Source organism: Stutzerimonas sp. CXK-1, from assembly GCF_057738225.1.
On sequence record NZ_CM173217.1, the window covers coordinates 908230 to 925614 of the forward strand.

General features: G+C 60.9%; 15 protein-coding genes and 2 tRNA genes. 16 read left to right on the forward strand and 1 reads right to left on the reverse strand.

The window, feature by feature from the left end; all coding sequences use genetic code 11:
• The first annotated feature begins 64 nt into the window (after nucleotides 1–64).
• The 4 genes from carA (at nucleotide 65) to AC0KXH_RS04335 (ending at nucleotide 5475) form a co-directional block, all read left to right on the forward strand.
• Nucleotides 65–1201, forward strand: a complete 1137-nt coding sequence (gene carA, locus AC0KXH_RS04320) for a glutamine-hydrolyzing carbamoyl-phosphate synthase small subunit (protein ID WP_041111241.1) — start codon at nucleotides 65–67, stop codon at nucleotides 1199–1201.
• A 173-nt stretch (nucleotides 1202–1374) separates the two neighbouring features.
• Nucleotides 1375–4596, forward strand: a complete 3222-nt coding sequence (carB, locus tag AC0KXH_RS04325) for a carbamoyl-phosphate synthase large subunit (RefSeq protein ID WP_041111239.1) — start codon at nucleotides 1375–1377, stop codon at nucleotides 4594–4596.
• Entirely contained in the window at nucleotides 4593–5069 is a 477-nt protein-coding gene (gene greA / locus AC0KXH_RS04330) for a transcription elongation factor GreA (protein WP_200627968.1), read from the forward strand. The genes carB and greA overlap by 4 nt, the downstream gene beginning before the upstream one ends.
• Before the next feature lie 4 nt (nucleotides 5070–5073).
• A complete protein-coding gene (locus AC0KXH_RS04335) occupies nucleotides 5074–5475 on the forward strand; it encodes a DUF4149 domain-containing protein (protein ID WP_212542577.1) in 402 nt (133 codons plus the stop codon).
• A gap of 14 nt (nucleotides 5476–5489) precedes the next feature.
• On the opposite strand, the gene AC0KXH_RS04340 is transcribed toward AC0KXH_RS04335, so the two are convergent.
• Nucleotides 5490–5801, reverse strand: coding sequence for a YhbY family RNA-binding protein (locus AC0KXH_RS04340; RefSeq protein WP_488224222.1), 312 nt, complete (start codon nucleotides 5799–5801; stop codon nucleotides 5490–5492).
• A gap of 80 nt (nucleotides 5802–5881) precedes the next feature.
• Here AC0KXH_RS04340 and rlmE point away from each other — a divergent pair, with 80 nt between their 5' ends.
• The 12 genes from rlmE (at nucleotide 5882) to rbfA (ending at nucleotide 17385) form a co-directional block, all read left to right on the forward strand.
• Complete coding sequence (gene rlmE, locus AC0KXH_RS04345) at nucleotides 5882–6511, forward strand: 23S rRNA (uridine(2552)-2'-O)-methyltransferase RlmE (protein WP_041111231.1); 630 nt, start codon at nucleotides 5882–5884, stop codon at nucleotides 6509–6511.
• 143 nt (nucleotides 6512–6654) lie between these two features.
• The gene (ftsH, locus tag AC0KXH_RS04350) at nucleotides 6655–8565 is read left to right on the forward strand and encodes an ATP-dependent zinc metalloprotease FtsH (protein WP_061337038.1); all 1911 of its coding nucleotides are present in this window, start codon (nucleotides 6655–6657) and stop codon (nucleotides 8563–8565) included.
• Between the two features lie 18 nt (nucleotides 8566–8583).
• Nucleotides 8584–9435, forward strand: coding sequence for a dihydropteroate synthase (gene folP, locus AC0KXH_RS04355; protein ID WP_488224223.1), 852 nt, complete (start codon nucleotides 8584–8586; stop codon nucleotides 9433–9435).
• An 11-nt stretch (nucleotides 9436–9446) separates the two neighbouring features.
• Nucleotides 9447–10781, forward strand: coding sequence for a phosphoglucosamine mutase (gene glmM, locus AC0KXH_RS04360; protein ID WP_061336868.1), 1335 nt, complete (start codon nucleotides 9447–9449; stop codon nucleotides 10779–10781).
• A gap of 64 nt (nucleotides 10782–10845) precedes the next feature.
• Nucleotides 10846–11601, forward strand: a complete 756-nt coding sequence (tpiA, locus tag AC0KXH_RS04365; protein ID WP_488224224.1) for a triose-phosphate isomerase — start codon at nucleotides 10846–10848, stop codon at nucleotides 11599–11601.
• Between the two features lie 4 nt (nucleotides 11602–11605).
• Entirely contained in the window at nucleotides 11606–11974 is a 369-nt protein-coding gene (gene secG, locus AC0KXH_RS04370) for a preprotein translocase subunit SecG (RefSeq protein WP_041111224.1), read from the forward strand.
• 7 nt (nucleotides 11975–11981) lie between these two features.
• Nucleotides 11982–12067, forward strand: a tRNA-Leu gene (locus AC0KXH_RS04375).
• An 82-nt stretch (nucleotides 12068–12149) separates the two neighbouring features.
• A tRNA-Met gene (locus tag AC0KXH_RS04380) sits at nucleotides 12150–12226 on the forward strand.
• 129 nt (nucleotides 12227–12355) lie between these two features.
• Nucleotides 12356–12814: a ribosome maturation factor RimP gene (gene rimP / locus AC0KXH_RS04385; RefSeq protein WP_041111222.1), complete on the forward strand. Its 459-nt coding sequence runs from the start codon at nucleotides 12356–12358 to the stop codon at nucleotides 12812–12814.
• A gap of 46 nt (nucleotides 12815–12860) precedes the next feature.
• Nucleotides 12861–14342, forward strand: coding sequence for a transcription termination factor NusA (gene nusA / locus AC0KXH_RS04390; RefSeq protein WP_043218764.1), 1482 nt, complete (start codon nucleotides 12861–12863; stop codon nucleotides 14340–14342).
• A gap of 30 nt (nucleotides 14343–14372) precedes the next feature.
• Nucleotides 14373–16874, forward strand: a complete 2502-nt coding sequence (gene infB, locus AC0KXH_RS04395; RefSeq protein WP_061336866.1) for a translation initiation factor IF-2 — start codon at nucleotides 14373–14375, stop codon at nucleotides 16872–16874.
• Between the two features lie 121 nt (nucleotides 16875–16995).
• Entirely contained in the window at nucleotides 16996–17385 is a 390-nt protein-coding gene (gene rbfA, locus AC0KXH_RS04400; protein WP_041111216.1) for a 30S ribosome-binding factor RbfA, read from the forward strand.

Sequence of the window (17385 nt, forward strand, 5' to 3'; positions counted from 1 at the left end):
TTCATACGTCATCCCGCTTTTTTACAATCTGCGTCTGCTCCAGCCTTGATCTACGGGAGGTCTCTTGACTAAGCCAGCCATTCTCGCCCTTGCTGATGGCAGCATTTTTCGCGGCGAATCCATCGGCGCCGATGGCCAGACCATCGGTGAGGTGGTGTTCAACACCGCCATGACCGGCTATCAGGAAATCCTTACCGATCCTTCCTATGCCAAGCAGATCGTCACCTTGACGTACCCCCATGTCGGCAACACTGGCACCACGCCGCAGGACGCCGAGTCCTGGCGCGTCTGGGCCGCTGGTCTGGTCATCCGCGACCTGCCGTTGCTGGCCAGCAACTGGCGCAGCAAGCAGTCGCTGCCGGATTATCTTAAGGAGAACGGCACCGTTGCCATCGCCGGCATCGATACGCGCCGCCTGACGCGTATCCTCCGTGAGAAAGGTGCGCAGAACGGCTGCATCCTGGCTGGAGCGGATGCCACCGAAGAGAAGGCGCTCGAGTTGGCGCGCAGCTTCCCGGGGCTCAAGGGCATGGATCTGGCCAAGGAAGTCAGCGTCAAGGAGCGTTACGAATGGCGCTCCTCGGTGTGGAGTCTGGAAACCGACAGCCACGCGGAAATCCCAGCAAGCGAATTGCCGTACCACGTGGTCGCCTTCGACTACGGCGTCAAATACAACATTCTGCGCATGCTCACCGCGCGCGGCTGCCGGGTGACCGTGCTGCCCGCACAGACACCGGCCAGCGAGGCGCTGGCGTTGAATCCCGACGGCATCTTCCTGGCCAACGGTCCAGGCGACCCCGAGCCGTGCGACTACGCGATCAAGGCGATTCAAGAGGTGCTCGAGACCGACATTCCGGTATTCGGGATCTGTCTTGGCCATCAGCTGCTGGCACTGGCCTCCGGCGCCAAGACCGTGAAGATGCCCAACGGCCACCACGGTGCCAACCATCCGGTGCAGGATCTAAAGACCGGGGTGGTGATGATCACCAGCCAGAACCATGGGTTTGCCGTGGACGACGCGAGCCTGCCAGCGAACGTTCGCGCCACGCACAAATCCCTGTTCGACGGCACGCTGCAGGGCATCGAGCGTACCGACAAGGTGGCTTTCAGCTTCCAGGGGCACCCCGAGGCGAGTCCTGGTCCGCACGACGTCGCGCCGCTGTTCGATCGTTTCATCGAGGCCATGGCCAAGCGACAGTAAACGAGTCGTCCTGAAAGTGTAGCGAGCGCGGTCTGGGCAAGGCGCCCGGAACGCAACGACGAGACAGTACAGGTAGTACGGCGAGGAAGTGAGTACCGCGCAACGCAGCCCAGGCGGCGCGCAGTAACTCTCCAGATGACTCGCCGACCGACCTAAGGATTCGAGTAACGAAAATGCCAAAACGTACAGATATCAAAAGCATCCTCATCCTCGGTGCTGGCCCCATCGTCATCGGCCAGGCCTGCGAGTTCGACTATTCCGGTGCGCAGGCGTGCAAGGCGCTGAAGGAAGAAGGCTTCCGCGTCATCTTGGTGAACTCCAACCCGGCCACCATCATGACCGACCCGGCCATGGCCGACGCCACCTACATCGAGCCCATCAAGTGGCAGACCGTGGCCAAGATCATCGAGAAGGAGCGCCCCGACGCGCTGCTGCCGACGATGGGCGGCCAAACGGCGCTCAACTGCGCGCTGGACCTCGAGCGCCACGGCGTGCTGGAGAAGTTCGGCGTCGAGATGATCGGTGCCAATGCCGACACCATCGACAAGGCAGAGGACCGCTCCCGCTTCGACAAGGCCATGCGTGACATCGGCCTGGCCTGTCCGCGCTCGGGTATCGCCCACAACATGGATGAAGCCTATGGCGTGCTGGAGCAGGTCGGCTTTCCCTGCATCATCCGGCCGTCCTTCACCATGGGTGGTACCGGCGGCGGCATCGCCTACAACCGTGAAGAGTTCGAGGAGATCTGCGCTCGCGGTCTGGATCTGTCGCCGACCAATGAGCTGCTGATCGACGAGTCGCTGATCGGCTGGAAGGAATACGAGATGGAGGTGGTCCGCGACAAGAAGGACAACTGCATCATCGTCTGCTCCATCGAGAACTTCGATCCGATGGGCGTTCACACCGGCGACTCCATTACCGTCGCGCCGGCACAGACCCTGACCGACAAGGAATACCAGATCATGCGCAACGCCTCGCTGGCGGTGCTGCGTGAGATCGGTGTGGAAACCGGTGGCTCCAACGTGCAGTTCGGCATCTGCCCGAATACCGGGCGCATGGTGGTCATCGAGATGAACCCGCGCGTGTCGCGTTCTTCGGCGTTGGCCTCCAAGGCCACCGGCTTCCCGATCGCCAAGATCGCCGCCAAGCTGGCGGTCGGTTACACCCTCGACGAGCTGTCCAACGACATCACCGGAGGCCGTACCCCGGCGTCTTTCGAGCCGTCGATCGACTACGTAGTGACCAAGGTGCCGCGCTTCGCCTTCGAGAAGTTCCCCAAGGCCGACGCGCGCCTGACCACCCAGATGAAATCGGTCGGTGAAGTCATGGCCATCGGTCGCACCTTCCAGGAATCCGTGCAGAAGGCCCTGCGCGGTCTGGAGGTCGGCGCCACCGGCTTCGATCCGAAGCTGAACCTGGAAGACAGCGAGGCCGAGAGCACGCTCAAGCGCGAGTTGACCGTACCGGGCGCCGACCGCATCTGGTACGTGGCGGATGCGTTCAGGGCTGGCAAGAGCATCGAGGATGTGTTCGCCCTGACCAAGATCGATCCTTGGTTCCTCGTACAGATCGAAGACCTGGTCAAGGAAGAAGAGCAGGTCAAGACGCTGGGCCTTTCCAGTATCGATCGGGACCTGATGTGGAAGCTCAAGCGCAAGGGCTTCTCCGACGCGCGCCTGGCCAAGCTGCTCGGCGTGACCGAAAAGAACCTGCGCAGCCACCGCCACAAGCTCAAGGTGCTGCCGGTGTACAAGCGTGTCGACACCTGTGCGGCCGAGTTCGCCACCGATACCGCCTACATGTACTCGACCTACGAGGAAGAGTGCGAGGCCAACCCGTCGAGCCGCGACAAGATCATGATCCTCGGCGGCGGCCCCAACCGTATCGGCCAGGGTATCGAGTTCGACTACTGCTGCGTACATGCCGCGCTGGCCATGCGTGAAGACGGTTACGAGACCATCATGGTCAACTGCAACCCGGAAACCGTCTCCACCGACTACGACACCTCCGATCGTCTGTACTTCGAGCCGGTGACCCTGGAGGACGTGCTGGAAATCGTCCGCGTCGAGCAGCCGAAAGGCGTGATCGTCCAGTACGGCGGTCAGACGCCGCTGAAGATCTGCCGCGCCCTGGAGGAAGCCGGCGTGCCGATCATTGGCACCAGCCCGGACGCCATCGACCGCGCCGAGGACCGAGAACGCTTCCAGCAGATGGTTCAGCGGCTGAACCTGCGTCAACCGCAGAATGCCACCGCGCGTAGCGAAGAAGAGGCCATCGCCGCTTCCAAGGCCATCGGTTATCCGCTGGTTGTGCGTCCGTCCTACGTGCTGGGCGGTCGCGCGATGGAGATCGTCTACGAGGAAGAAGAGCTCAAGCGCTACATGCGTGAAGCCGTACAGGTATCCAATGACAGCCCCGTGCTGCTGGATCACTTCCTCAACTGCGCCATCGAGGTCGATGTCGATGCTGTCTGTGACGGCGAGACCGTGGTGATTGGCGGCATCATGCAGCACATCGAGCAAGCCGGCGTTCACTCCGGCGACTCCGCGTGCTCGCTGCCGGCCTATTCGCTGCCGCAGCATATCCAGGACGAAATCCGCGAGCAGGTGCGCAAGATGGCCCTGGAACTCGACGTGGTCGGTCTGATGAACGTGCAGATGGCGGTGCAAGGCGAAGACATCTACGTGCTCGAGGTCAACCCGCGTGCCTCGCGTACCGTCCCGTTCGTGTCCAAGTGCGTTGGCGAGTCGCTGGCCAAGGTCGCCGCGCGCGTCATGGCGGGCAAGACTCTCGCGGAAGTGGGCTTCACTCGCGAGATCATTCCGACCTACTACAGTGTGAAAGAGGCGGTGTTCCCCTTCGCCAAGTTCCCGGGCGTCGATACCATCCTCGGTCCGGAAATGAAGTCGACCGGCGAGGTCATGGGAGTCGGCGACAGCTTTGCCGAAGCGTTCGCCAAGGCTCAGCTGGGTGCTAGCGAAATCCTGCCGACGTCGGGTTGCGCGTTCATCAGCGTGCGCGAGGACGACAAGCCGCTGGTTGCCCAGGTTGCGCGTGACCTGGTCGAGCTGGGCTTCGAAGTGGTAGCCACCGCCGGCACCGCTAAAGTGATCGAAGCGGCTGGGCTGCCGGTGCGCCGGGTGAACAAGGTGACCGAAGGCCGTCCGCATGTGGTCGACATGATCAAGAATGACGAGGTGACGCTGGTCATCAACACCACCGAGGGGCGGCAGTCGATCGCCGACTCCTATTCCATTCGTCGTAACGCCCTGCAGCACAAGATCTGCATCACCACCACCATTGCCGGTGGTCAGGCGATCTGTGAAGCGCTGAAGTTCGGTCCCGAGAAGACCGTGCGCCGTCTGCAGGATCTCCATGCAGGAATCAACGCATGACCAAATTCCCCATGACTGTCCAGGGCGCACGCGCCCTGGAAGAGGAGCTCAAGCACCTCAAGACCGTAATGCGTCCGCAGATCACCCAGGCTATTGCCGAGGCGAGGGAGCTGGGCGATCTGAAGGAGAATGCCGAATATCACGCCGCGCGCGAGCAGCAGGGCATGGTCGAGGCGCGTATCCGTGATATCGAAGGGCGTCTGCAGAATGCCCAGGTCATCGATGTGTCGAACATCCCGCATACCGGCAAGGTGATCTTCGGCACCACGGTCGATATTGCCAATGTCGATACCGACGAACAGGTGACCTACCAGATCGTTGGTGATGATGAGGCGGACATCAAGCAGGGCAAGCTGTCGGTCAGTTCGCCGATCGCGCGTGCCCTGGTCGGCAAGCAGGAAGGCGACGTCGTGACGGTCCGAACCCCGAGCGGAGTGGTCGAGTACGAGATCGTCGAGGTTCGCCATATCTGAGCCGTTGCGTGCCGCCGCGATGAGCTGGCGGCTGGCCCAGACGTTTTGGGTTGGCGGGCTCTGGATGTTGCACTTCGTTCTGCTGCCGGCGCTCGCCCGAATGGGCTGGGCGCCGCTGCTGGTAGACGATGTGGCGGACGTATTGCGCCCTTTGCTGGTCGGCTTCGCGGCCTTCTGTGTGGCCCTGCAGGCGATGGTGCTCGTGCAGTTGAACGGGTTGCGGCGCTTTGTACTGGACTTGCGTGGTCAGCTCTTGCTGCTGGCGTGGTGTGCGGCGGCGTTGTTTTTCGCCGTCCGCCACTTTCTGCCCCAGGCATCGGCGTTCTGGGTGACCTTCGGCTACCTGGCAATGGCCGTGATTGGTGTGCTGCTGGTGTTGCAGCCGGCTCCTCGCGCAGGCGAGTGAGCCGCTGCTATCGATCAGGCCTGATGGCGGTGCAGGTTGGATAGCTGCTTGTTGGGCTTCGGGTTGCGTCGGTAGACCAGAGCCATCTTGCCGATGGTCTGGACAAGCTCGCAGCCGGCGATCCCGCATAGCTCTTCCATCAACGCGCGTCTATCGTCGCGCTCGGCCAGGCGGAACTGTATCTTGATCAGCTCGTGATCGTTGAGCGCTCGATCGAGCTCTGCCAGAACGCCTCCGCTGAGGCCGTTTTCCGCTACGATCAGCACAGGCTTCAGTTGGTGGCCGATGGCCTTGTACTGCTTTTTCTGCTCATTGGTGAGCGGCATATCGCGACCCTTGCATCGAACTTGATAAACGGCGGCTAGTGTAACCGACAGGCCTGCACCCGCCCAGATGAGGTAACAGCTTGGCACGCTCCAAGACGAGCCCGCGGTGGCTCAAAGAACATTTCGATGATCCCTACGTCAAAATGGCACAGAAGGACGGCTATCGCTCGCGCGCCAGCTACAAGCTGCTCGAGATCCAGGAGAAGGACCGCATCCTGCGTCCGGGCATGACGGTGGTTGATCTGGGGGCGGCGCCAGGTGGCTGGTCGCAGGTTACCAGCCGTCTGATCGGGGACAAGGGGCGCCTGATCGCTTCGGATATCCTGCCGATGGATACGATCGCCGATGTCACGTTCATTCAAGGCGATTTCACCGAGGACGCGGTGTTTGCTCAGATCCTCGAGGCCATTGGTGAGCATCCGGTCGATCTTGTTATTTCCGACATGGCCCCCAATATGAGTGGTGTGCGGGCTGCCGACCAGCCGCGGGCCATGTTCCTCTGCGAACTTGCGCTGGATCTTGCCATGCGCGTGCTGCGCCCCGGCGGAGACTTCCTGATCAAAATCTTCCAGGGTGAAGGTTTCGATGCTTATCTGAAGGAGGTCAGGCAGAACTTCGACAAGGTGCAGATGCGCAAGCCCTTGTCGTCTCGTGATCGATCGCGCGAGCAGTACTTGTTGGCGCGTGGCTTCAGAGGTGGCCAGGACTGACTTGCGGCGCCGCGTTTCATACCGGGTTACAGACGGAGTGCCAGCTTCGTCACGTTGTGTAGTAAGTTAAACCGGCAAGGCTTTCGGCCGTCATGCGGGTCCGTGTTGCGGACCTGCTCCAGAGGGTAGTTATTTTGAACGACATGGCAAAAAACCTGATTCTGTGGCTGATCATCGCCGCCGTTCTGGTCACGGTGATGAACAATTTCTCCACCCCGAACGAGCCGCAGACGCTGAACTACTCGGACTTCATCGAGCAGGTCAAGGAAGGTCGGGTCGAGCGTGTGACGGTCGACGGCTTCGTGATTATCGGTAAGCGCAACGACGGCGAGACGTTCAAGACTGTCCGTCCGGCTATCCAGGACAACGGCTTGATCGGCGATCTGATCAACAACAACGTCGTTATCGAGGGCAAGCAGCCGGAACAGCAGAGCATCTGGACCCAACTGCTGGTCGCGAGCTTCCCGATTCTGGTGATCATTGCTGTGTTCATGTTCTTCATGCGGCAGATGCAGGGCGGCGCCGGAGGCAAGGGCGGCCCGATGAGCTTCGGTAAGAGCAAGGCACGCCTGCTTTCCGAAGACCAGGTCAAGACTACCTTTACCGATGTCGCTGGCTGTGATGAAGCCAAGGAAGAGGTTCATGAACTCGTTGAGTTCCTGCGCGATCCGGGTAAGTTCCAGCGCCTGGGCGGCCGTATTCCGCGCGGTGTTCTGATGGTCGGTCCGCCCGGGACCGGTAAGACCTTGCTGGCCAAGGCGATCGCGGGCGAAGCCAAGGTGCCGTTCTTCACCATCTCTGGCTCGGATTTCGTCGAGATGTTCGTCGGTGTCGGTGCGAGCCGTGTTCGCGACATGTTCGAGCAGGCGAAAAAGCATGCGCCTTGCATCATCTTCATCGACGAGATCGACGCTGTGGGCCGTCATCGTGGTGCCGGGCTGGGTGGCGGTCACGACGAGCGCGAGCAGACCCTCAACCAGTTGCTGGTCGAGATGGATGGCTTCGAGATGAACGACGGGATCATCGTCATTGCCGCCACCAACCGGCCGGACGTACTGGATCCAGCGCTGTTGCGGCCCGGGCGCTTCGATCGCCAGGTCGTGGTCGGCCTGCCCGATATTCGCGGGCGCGAGCAGATACTCAAGGTCCATATGCGCAAGGTGCCGGTCGGTGACAATGTCGATCCGGCGGTCATCGCTCGGGGTACGCCCGGATTCTCCGGTGCGGATCTGGCCAACCTGGTCAACGAAGCGTCTCTGTTCGCCGCGCGCGCCAACAAGCGTCTGGTGGAGATGCGCGAGTTCGAACTCGCCAAGGACAAGATCATGATGGGCGCCGAGCGCAAGTCGATGGTCATGTCCGAAAAGGAAAAGCTGAACACGGCATATCACGAGGCAGGGCATGCGATCGTCGGTCGGGTAGTTCCCGAGCACGACCCGGTATACAAGGTTTCGATCATTCCGCGTGGCCGCGCGTTGGGTGTGACAATGTTCCTGCCGGAGGAGGATCGCTACAGCCTGTCCAAGCGGGCGCTTGTCAGTCAGATCTGCTCCTTGTTCGGCGGGCGTATCGCAGAAGAGATGACGCTTGGTTTCGAAGGCGTTACGACGGGCGCTTCCAACGACATCATGCGGGCCACGCAGCTGGCGCGAAACATGGTGACCAAGTGGGGGTTGTCCGAAAAGCTCGGCCCGTTGATGTATGCCGAAGAGGAAGGCGAAGTGTTCCTCGGGCGCAGTGCCGGCAGCCAGCATGCAAATGTTTCTGGCGAAACGGCCAAGCTTATCGACGAGGAGGTTCGGGCGATCATCGATCACTGCTATGGCACCGCCAAGCAGATTCTCTCGGACAACCGTGACAAGCTCGACATGATGGCCGAGGCGCTGATGAAGTACGAAACCATTGATGCCGAGCAGATCGACGACATCATGGCTGGACGCGAGCCGCGGGAACCGCGCGACTGGCAGGGAGGCTCGGGCGCATCCGGGACGCCGTTGTCTTCTGAAGGCGGGCGCCCGGAAACTCCGATCGGAGGTCCTGCCGGCGAGCACTGATCTTTCCAGGAATATTGAATGACCGATGCTTCATTACAGACCCGGCTGACCTTCGGCAGCCGGGTTCTTGATTTGGCCCGTCCGCAGGTGATGGGCATCCTCAATGTAACTCCCGATTCCTTTTCCGATGGTGGCCGCTTCGCCGGGCGTGATGCAGCGCTGCGGCATGCTGCGCAGATGGTGGCCGCTGGTGCTGCGTTCATCGACGTCGGCGGTGAGTCGACGAGGCCCGGTGCGCGTCAGGTCTCTCCTACCGAGGAACTCGAGCGCGTCGCGCCGGTGGTCGAGGCTATCGCGCGGGATCTCGATGTCGTGATATCGGTGGATACCTCGACTCCGGCAGTGATGCGTGAGGTGGCGAGGCTAGGGGCCGGACTGATCAATGATGTGCGCTCCCTGCAACGGGATGGCGCTCTGGATGCCGCTGCAGCGACCGGGCTGCCGGTTTGTCTGATGCATATGCTGGGCGAGCCGGCGGACATGCAGGACGATCCGCGGTACGAGAACGTAACCGCCGAAGTGCGGCAGTTCCTGGCTGACCGCATGGACGCATGCGAGGCGGCCGGCATCGCTCGCGAGCGAATTATCCTTGATCCGGGCTTCGGTTTCGCCAAAACCGTGGAACATAATCTCTCGCTGTTCAAAAACCTCCAGCAGCTCGAAGCGCTGGGGCGCCCACTGCTGGTCGGAGTCTCGCGCAAGAGCATGATCGGTAAGGTGCTTGGGCGCGAGGTCGATGGTCGCCTTTATGGCAGCTTGGCGCTCGCCGCGTTAGCGGTGGCAAAAGGAGCCAGCATCATACGTGTGCACGATGTCGCCGAAACGGTCGACGTCGTCAGAATGATTGCCGCGGTCGAAAACGCGGTTTAGGGAAGGATTCGATGAGAAAGTATTTCGGCACCGACGGTATTCGGGGGCATGTCGGTCAGTATCCGATTACCCCGGATTTCATGCTCAAGCTCGGCTGGGCCGCGGGAATGGCGTTTCGCAGGCAGGGCAAGTGTCGGATCCTGGTCGGCAAGGACACCCGCATCTCCGGTTACATGTTTGAGTCGGCCTTGCAGGCCGGTCTCTCGGCTGCCGGTGCCGATGTGTTGCTGCTCGGGCCTATGCCCACTCCCGCGGTCGCCTACTTGACCCGAACGTTCCATGCCGACGCCGGGATCGTCATCAGCGCATCGCACAATCCGCACCATGATAACGGCATCAAGTTCTTTTCCGGGCGCGGTACCAAACTCCCGGATGAGGTAGAGCTGATGATCGAGGAGCTGCTCGATGCGCCGATGAGCGTGGTCGAGTCTGCGCAGCTCGGCAAGGCGTCGCGAATCAACGATGCGGCTGGCCGCTATATCGAATTCTGCAAGAGCAGTGTGCCGACCAGTACCGACTTTTCCGGTCTCAAGATCGTGCTCGACTGCGCCCACGGTGCGACCTACAAGGTGGCGCCGAGCGTTTTCCGTGAATTGGGCGCGCAGGTGACTGTGATCGGTGCCCAGCCGGACGGATTGAACATCAATGCCGATGTCGGCTCGACGCACATCGCTCAGCTCCAGAAGGCTGTGGTTGAGCAAGGCGCCGATCTGGGTATCGCGTTCGATGGTGACGGTGATCGCGTACTGATGGTCGACCATACTGGTGCGGTAGTCGATGGCGATGAACTGCTGTTTATCATTGCCACCGACTTGCAGGAGCGTGAGCGGCTCACCGGCGGAGTTGTCGGGACCCTGATGAGCAATCTTGGGCTCGAGCTGGCGCTCAAGGATCGAGAGATCCCGTTCTCGCGGGCCAAGGTTGGTGATCGCTACGTGATCGCCGAAATGCTGGAGCGGGGATGGCAGCTGGGCGGTGAGAATTCCGGTCATATCGTCTGCTCCCAGCACACCACTACCGGTGACGCGATCATCGCTGCGCTGCAAGTGGTTCTTGCGCTGCGTCGTCGCGGGCAGACGCTCGCTCAGGAGCGCTTGGCCTGGCGTAAGTGCCCACAGGTCCTGATCAACGTCAGGCTCAAGGGAGGCGTCGATCCGCTGAGCAATCCCGATGTGCAGGCGGCCTGTGACGAGGTGGACCGCCAAATGGCCGGTCGCGGGCGAGTATTGCTGCGCAAATCGGGCACCGAGCCGTTAGTGCGAGTGATGGTAGAAGGCGACGAGGAATCGGTAGTGCGTCAGCATGCTGAGCACCTCGCAGCGGTGGTGGCAAAAGTTTGTGAATAACAGGCTTGCCAGGGTGCGGGTCGTTGAGTAACATCTGCGCCCACTTTGACCGACGAGGTAAAGCATGCGGCGCAAGATGGTTGCAGGTAACTGGAAGATGAACGGTACCCGCGCCAGCGTTGCAAAGCTGATCGATTCGTTGCGCGAGCAAGAATTATCGCCGGATATTGATGTGGTCGTCTTTCCATCCGCAATGCATCTTGAAAAGGTGATTGCGAGCGTCGCGGGAACGCCGATCTCTGTTGGGGCGCAGGATTGCTCGGTAGAAAGTGGTTTTGGTGCCTTGACGGGGGAGAGTTCAGCGGCGCAATTGGCTGATCTCGGTGTCGAGTGGGTGTTGGTCGGTCATTCCGAGCGGCGCTTGATACTGGGAGAGGGGCTGGAAACGATCAGTCGAAAGTTTGCTGCGGTGCAGGCAAACGGTTTGGTGCCTGTGCTGTGCCTTGGCGAAACGCTCGAGCAGCGAGAGTCAGGGCGAACCTTGGAAGTGGTGCGCGAGCAGTTGTCGAGCGTGATTGCTGATAGAGGTATCGCCAGTTTTGCTGGTGCTGTTATCGCGTATGAGCCGGTTTGGGCGATTGGTTCCGGTTTGACGGCAGCGCCCGAGCAGGCGCAAGAAGTTCATGCGGCAATTCGTGGAATGCTCGCGGAGCATGATTCGGAAGTCGCAGAGGTGGCGCGGCTGCTATATGGCGGCAGCGTTAAGGCGGATAATGCAGCGCAGCTGTTCGCCATGCCGGATATCGATGGGGGGCTTGTGGGTGGCGCTTCCCTGAAAGCAGATGAGTTCGGTGCGATTTGTCGCGCCGCGGGGAACTGAACAGATGTTGCAGACTGTTGTGATTGTGGTGCATCTGCTGGTTGCTCTGGGTGTGGTTGTATTGGTGCTGCTGCAGCACGGCAAGGGTGCCGATGCGGGAGCCTCATTCGGGTCGGGGGCATCGGCAACGGTGTTCGGTAGTCAAGGTAGTACTACCTTTCTGAGTCGATTTACTGCTATACTGGCCGCCGTTTTTTTCGTGACCAGCTTGGGCTTGGCTTTTTTTGCGAAGCAGCAGGCAGGCGCGTTGTCGGAGGCAGGCTTGCCTGATCCGGCGGTGTTGGAGGTTCCGGCTGCGGAGCCAGCAACTGGTGATGTGCCGGTTCTGGAAAAAGGAGCGTCAGACGTTCCTCAGGAGCAGCAGAAGCCGTAAGGGTTTTGCCGAGGTGGTGGAATTGGTAGACACGCTACCTTGAGGTGGTAGTGGCCATAGGCTGTAGGGGTTCGAGTCCCCTCCTCGGTACCAAACAAGTAGGCCCGCCAAGTGCGGGCTTTCTTGTTTCTTGACGTGCTGGTGCGAGTGGTTGTATGATTCGTGCCCAGTTTGGCGCGGGGTGGAGCAGTCTGGTAGCTCGTCGGGCTCATAACCCGAAGGTCGTTGGTTCAAATCCAGCCCCCGCAACCAGTTGATAAAAAGCCCCTTCAAAAGGGGCTTTTTATTAGCTTCAAGCCAGGTCGCCGGCACTTACAGGCGGCTGTCAGGGATGGGCGTTGCGCCCATTTTTCATTTCTAGAGCATGCGCGAGGGACTTCGATGTCGAGCAAGCTAGAACAGTTGCAGGCCTTGTTGGCCCCCGTGGTCGAGGCGCTCGGCTATCAATGCTGGGGGATCGAGTTTCTGTCCCAGGGGCGCCATTCACTGTTGCGGGTCTATATCGATCATCCGGACGGCATCTTCATCGAAGACTGCGAAAAAGTGAGCCGTCAGTTGAGCGGTGTCCTCGACGTGGAGGACCCGATCAGTGTGGATTACACGCTCGAAGTGTCCTCGCCAGGCATGGATCGTCCTCTTTTCACGCTGGAGCAATACGCTACGCATGTGGGCGACCAGGTGAAAATCAAGCTGCGTTCGCCTTTCGAAGGGCGGCGCAACTTTCAGGGCGTCCTGCGCGGCGTAGAGGACCAGGATGTCGTAGTGCTGGTGGATGATCATGAGTATCTGTTGCCGATCGATCTGATCGACAAGGCCAACATTGTTCCCCGTTTTGATTGAGCGCGGATCCCGCGAACCCAAAGGATTGCGATAGGCGAGGCGTACGATGAGTAAAGAAGTACTGCTAGTTGTAGAGTCGGTATCCAACGAAAAGGGCGTGCCGGCCAACCTGATATTCGAAGCGCTCGAATTGGCCCTGGCGACCGCCACCAAGAAGCGCTATGAAGACGAGGTCGATCTGCGCGTGCAGATCAATCGTCAGAATGGAAGTTACGAAACCTTCCGCCGCTGGACGGTGGTCGAAGAAGCGGATTTCGAGGATCCGGCTCACCAGCTGACCCTGGACATGGCGCAGGAGCGCAAGCCCGATGCGAAGATCGGAGATGTACTCGAGGAAAAGATCGAGTCCATCGAGTTCGGCCGCATCGCCGCGCAGACGGCTAAACAGGTCATCGTGCAGAAGGTTCGCGAGGCTGAGCGTGCGCAGGTCGTCGAGGCTTATCGTGATCGCGTTGGCGAGATCATTTCCGGCACGGTGAAGAAGGTCACACGCGATAGCGTGATCGTCGATTTGGGCAATAACGCTGAGGCGTTGCTGGCTCGCGAAGACATCATCCCGCGGGAAACCTTCCGTGTTGGTGCTCGGATGCGCGCGCTGCTGAAGGAAATCCGTACGGAGAATCGTGGCCCGCAGCTGATCCTGTCGCGTACGGCCCCGCAGATGCTCATCGAACTGTTCCGTATCGAAGTTCCGGAAATCGCCGAAGGGCTCATCGAGGTCATGGCTGCCTCGCGTGATCCGGGCTCGCGCGCGAAAATCGCTGTTCGTTCCAAGGACAAGCGTATCGATCCGCAAGGCGCCTGTATTGGCATGCGAGGCTCGCGCGTACAGGCCGTCTCCGGCGAAATCGGCGGCGAGCGCGTCGATATCGTGCTGTGGGACGAGAACCCGGCCCAGTTCGTGATCAATGCTATGGCGCCGGCCGAAGTCGCTGCGATCATCGTCGACGAAGATGCTCACGCCATGGATATCGCTGTGGCCGAGGATAACCTCGCCCAGGCCATTGGGCGTGGCGGTCAGAACGTGCGCTTGGCCAGTCAGCTGACTGGCTGGACGCTGAATGTGATGACCGAGTCGGATATCCAGGCCAAGCAGCAGGAGGAGACCGGCGACATCCTTCGTCACTTCGTAGACGAACTGGACGTCGATGAGGAGCTGGCGCAGGTACTCGTCGAGGAAGGCTTTAGCACCCTCGAAGAAATCGCCTATGTCCCGATGGAGGAAATGCTTGGCATCGACGGCTTTGACGAAGACATCGTCAATGAGCTGCGCACCCGCGCCAAGGATCGTCTGCTGACCAAGGCGATTGCCACCGAGGAGAAATTGGCCGACGCCCAGCCGGCGGAAGATCTGCTCGCGCTGGAGGGCATGGACAAGGAATTGGCAGTCGAGTTGGCAGTCCGCGGCGTTGTTACCCGCGAAGACCTGGCCGAGCAGTCGATCGATGATCTGCTCGAGATAGACGGCATCGATGAAGAGCGTGCCGGCAAGCTGATCATGGCCGCCCGAGCCCATTGGTTCGAGTGAGTTAATTAAGCGGCCTGAGGAGAGAAATGCATGACGCAAGTCACGGTGAAAGAACTGGCCCAGGTGGTCGACACACCGGTCGAGCGCCTGCTTCAGCAGATGCGCGAAGCGGGACTGTCGCACACCAGCGCCGAGCAAGTAGTGACCGATAACGAAAAGCAGGCTCTGCTGGCGCATCTGAAGAGCAGCCATGGAGCCAAGGTGGACGAGCCGCGCAAGATCACGCTGCAGCGCAAGACCACCACCAAACTGAAAGTGGGTGGCAGCAAGACCATCAGCGTCGAAGTGCGCAAGAAGAAGACCTTCGTCAAGCGCAGCGCCGACGAAATCGAGGCGGAAAAGCAGCGCGAACTCGAGCAGCAGCGAGCCGCCGAAGAGGCCGCGCGCGCCAAGGCTGAGGAAGAGGCTCGCCAGCGCGCAGAGGAAGAGTCCCGTCGGCAGGCTGAAGAGCGCGCCCGCGCCGAGGCCGAGGCGAAGCCCGCACCCGTTGCACCGGCTGCTGCGGTAGAAGCGCCTGCGCCGGCGGCTGAGGAGCGTAAGCGCGAGGAGCCCCGCCGCGTGGAAGAACCGCGTCGCACGGAAAAGGCGCGCGACGACGATGAGCGTCGTGACCGCAAGCATGCGCAGCACCGCCCGTCGCTCAAGAGCAAGGCGCCGCTGACTCGCACCGTGCGCAGTGGCGACGACGACGCCGACGGTTTCCGTCGCGGCGGTCGTGGCGGCAAGTCCAAGCTCAAGAAGCGCAATCAGCATGGCTTCCAGAGCCCGACCGGGCCGGTGGTGCGTGAGGTTTCCATCGGCGAGACCATCACCGTGTCGGAGCTGGCGCAACAGATGTCGGTGAAGGCCGCCGAAGTCATCAAGTTCATGTTCAAGCTTGGTTCGCCGGTCACCATCAATCAGGTGCTCGATCGCGAAACCGCTCAGCTGGTAGCGGAAGAGCTGGGGCACAAGGTCAAGTTTGTCAGCGACAACGCGCTCGAAGAGCAACTGGCCGAATCGCTGAAGTTCGAAGGCGAGGCTGTTTCCCGTGCGCCGGTGGTGACGGTCATGGGCCACGTCGATCACGGCAAGACCTCGCTGCTCGACTACATCCGTCGCGCCAAGGTTGCTGCGGGCGAGGCGGGTGGTATCACCCAGCACATCGGTGCCTACCACGTGGAAACCGACCGTGGCATGGTCACCTTCCTCGACACCCCCGGTCACGCAGCATTTACCGCCATGCGTGCGCGTGGTGCGAAGGCGACCGACATCGTCATTCTGGTGGTGGCGGCCGACGACGGCGTGATGCCGCAGACGCAGGAAGCTGTGCAGCATGCCAAGGCAGCCGGTGTGCCGATCGTGGTCGCTGTGAACAAGATGGACAAGCCGGAAGCCAATCCGGACAACATCAAGAACGGCCTGGCTGCGCTCGACGTGATCCCCGAAGAGTGGGGTGGCGATGCGCCCTACGTTCCGGTTTCGGCCAAGGCCGGTACCGGTATCGACGAACTGCTCGAAGCGGTCCTGCTGCAGGCCGAGTTGCTTGAACTCAAGGCGACGCCGACCGCGCCTGGCCGTGGTGTCGTCGTCGAGTCGCGTCTGGATAAGGGCCGTGGCCCGGTAGCCACCGTGCTGGTTCAGGACGGTACGCTGCGCCAGGGCGACATGGTCCTGTGCGGCGTCAACTACGGCCGTGTTCGGGCGATGCTCGACGAGAATGGCAAGCCGATCAAGGAAGCCGGGCCGTCCATTCCGGTCGAGATCCTCGGCCTCGACGGCACGCCTGAGGCCGGCGACGAGCTGATCGTGGTGGCCGACGAGAAGAAGGCGCGCGAGATCGCGCTGTTCCGTCAGGGCAAGTTCCGCGAGGTCAAGCTGGCCCGTGCGCATGCCGGCAAGCTGGAAAACATCTTCGAAACCATGGGTCAGGACGAGAAGAAGACGCTGAACATCGTCCTCAAGGCCGACGTTCGTGGCTCGCTGGAAGCGCTGCAGAGTTCGCTCGGCGACCTGGGCAACGAAGAAGTGCAGGTGCGCGTGATCGGTGGCGGTGTCGGTGGTATCACCGAAAGCGACGCCAACCTTGCGCTGGCATCCAACGCCGTGCTGTTCGGCTTCAACGTGCGTGCCGATGCGGGCGCACGCAAGATTGTCGAGCAGGAAGGCCTGGATCTGCGTTACTACAACGTCATCTACGACATCATCGAAGACGTCAAGAAGGCGCTGTCCGGCATGCTTGGCAGTGATGTGCGGGAGAATATCCTGGGCGTCGCCGAAGTCCGCGAGGTGTTCCGCTCACCGAAGTTCGGCGCGGTCGCCGGCTGCATGGTCCTCGAGGGCAATGTCTACCGCAACCGTCCAATCCGCGTGCTGCGTGACGACGTGGTGATCTTCGAAGGCGAGCTGGAGTCGCTGCGTCGCTTCAAGGACGATGTCGCCGAAGTGCGCGCCGGCATGGAATGCGGTATCGGCGTGAAGAGCTACAACGACGTGAAGGCTGGCGACAAGATCGAGGTATTCGAGAAGGTCGAAGTGGCGCGTTCGCTATAACCACCCAGGCGGCAAGCTCAAGCGGCAAGCTTCAAGTGCGACCTGTTCCACTTGGCGCTTGCCGTTTGGCTTTGCGGCTCGATGAATTCCAAGCCTGCAGCTTGCAGCTAGAGGCAGTTTTATGGCCAAAGACTACAGCCGAACACAACGTATCGGCGATCAGATGCAGCGAGAGCTGGCACTGTTGATTCAGCGTGAAATCAAGGATCCGCGCCTCGGGCTGGTGACCATTACCGGGGTTGACGTCACCCGTGACCTGTCACACGCCAAGGTATATATCACCGTGATGGGCAAGGATGACGACGAGCAGGCGATCTCCACCAACCTGCACATTCTCGGCGAGGCGTCCGGATTTCTTCGTATGCAACTGGGCAAAGCAATGAAGGTTCGCACCATTCCCCAATTGCACTTTCTATACGATGCGAGCATTCGCCGCGGCGTCGAGTTGTCCTCGCTCATCGAGCGCGCCGTGGCAGAAGATCGCAAGCACGGCGAAGGGCGCGAGGAGTAA

Coding starts and splice junctions, on each gene's coding strand:
- nusA (WP_043218764.1), top strand. CDS start 12,861: ATGAGTAAAGAAGTACTGCTAGTTGTAGAGTCGGTATCCAACGAAAAG.
- glmM (WP_061336868.1), top strand. CDS start 9,447: ATGAGAAAGTATTTCGGCACCGACGGTATTCGGGGGCATGTCGGTCAG.
- ftsH (WP_061337038.1), top strand. CDS start 6,655: ATGGCAAAAAACCTGATTCTGTGGCTGATCATCGCCGCCGTTCTGGTC.
- tpiA (WP_488224224.1), top strand. CDS start 10,846: ATGCGGCGCAAGATGGTTGCAGGTAACTGGAAGATGAACGGTACCCGC.
- secG (WP_041111224.1), top strand. CDS start 11,606: ATGTTGCAGACTGTTGTGATTGTGGTGCATCTGCTGGTTGCTCTGGGT.
- rimP (WP_041111222.1), top strand. CDS start 12,356: ATGTCGAGCAAGCTAGAACAGTTGCAGGCCTTGTTGGCCCCCGTGGTC.
- carB (WP_041111239.1), top strand. CDS start 1,375: ATGCCAAAACGTACAGATATCAAAAGCATCCTCATCCTCGGTGCTGGC.
- greA (WP_200627968.1), top strand. CDS start 4,593: ATGACCAAATTCCCCATGACTGTCCAGGGCGCACGCGCCCTGGAAGAG.
- rbfA (WP_041111216.1), top strand. CDS start 16,996: ATGGCCAAAGACTACAGCCGAACACAACGTATCGGCGATCAGATGCAG.
- infB (WP_061336866.1), top strand. CDS start 14,373: ATGACGCAAGTCACGGTGAAAGAACTGGCCCAGGTGGTCGACACACCG.
- AC0KXH_RS04340 (WP_488224222.1), bottom strand. CDS start 5,801: ATGCCGCTCACCAATGAGCAGAAAAAGCAGTACAAGGCCATCGGCCAC.
- folP (WP_488224223.1), top strand. CDS start 8,584: ATGACCGATGCTTCATTACAGACCCGGCTGACCTTCGGCAGCCGGGTT.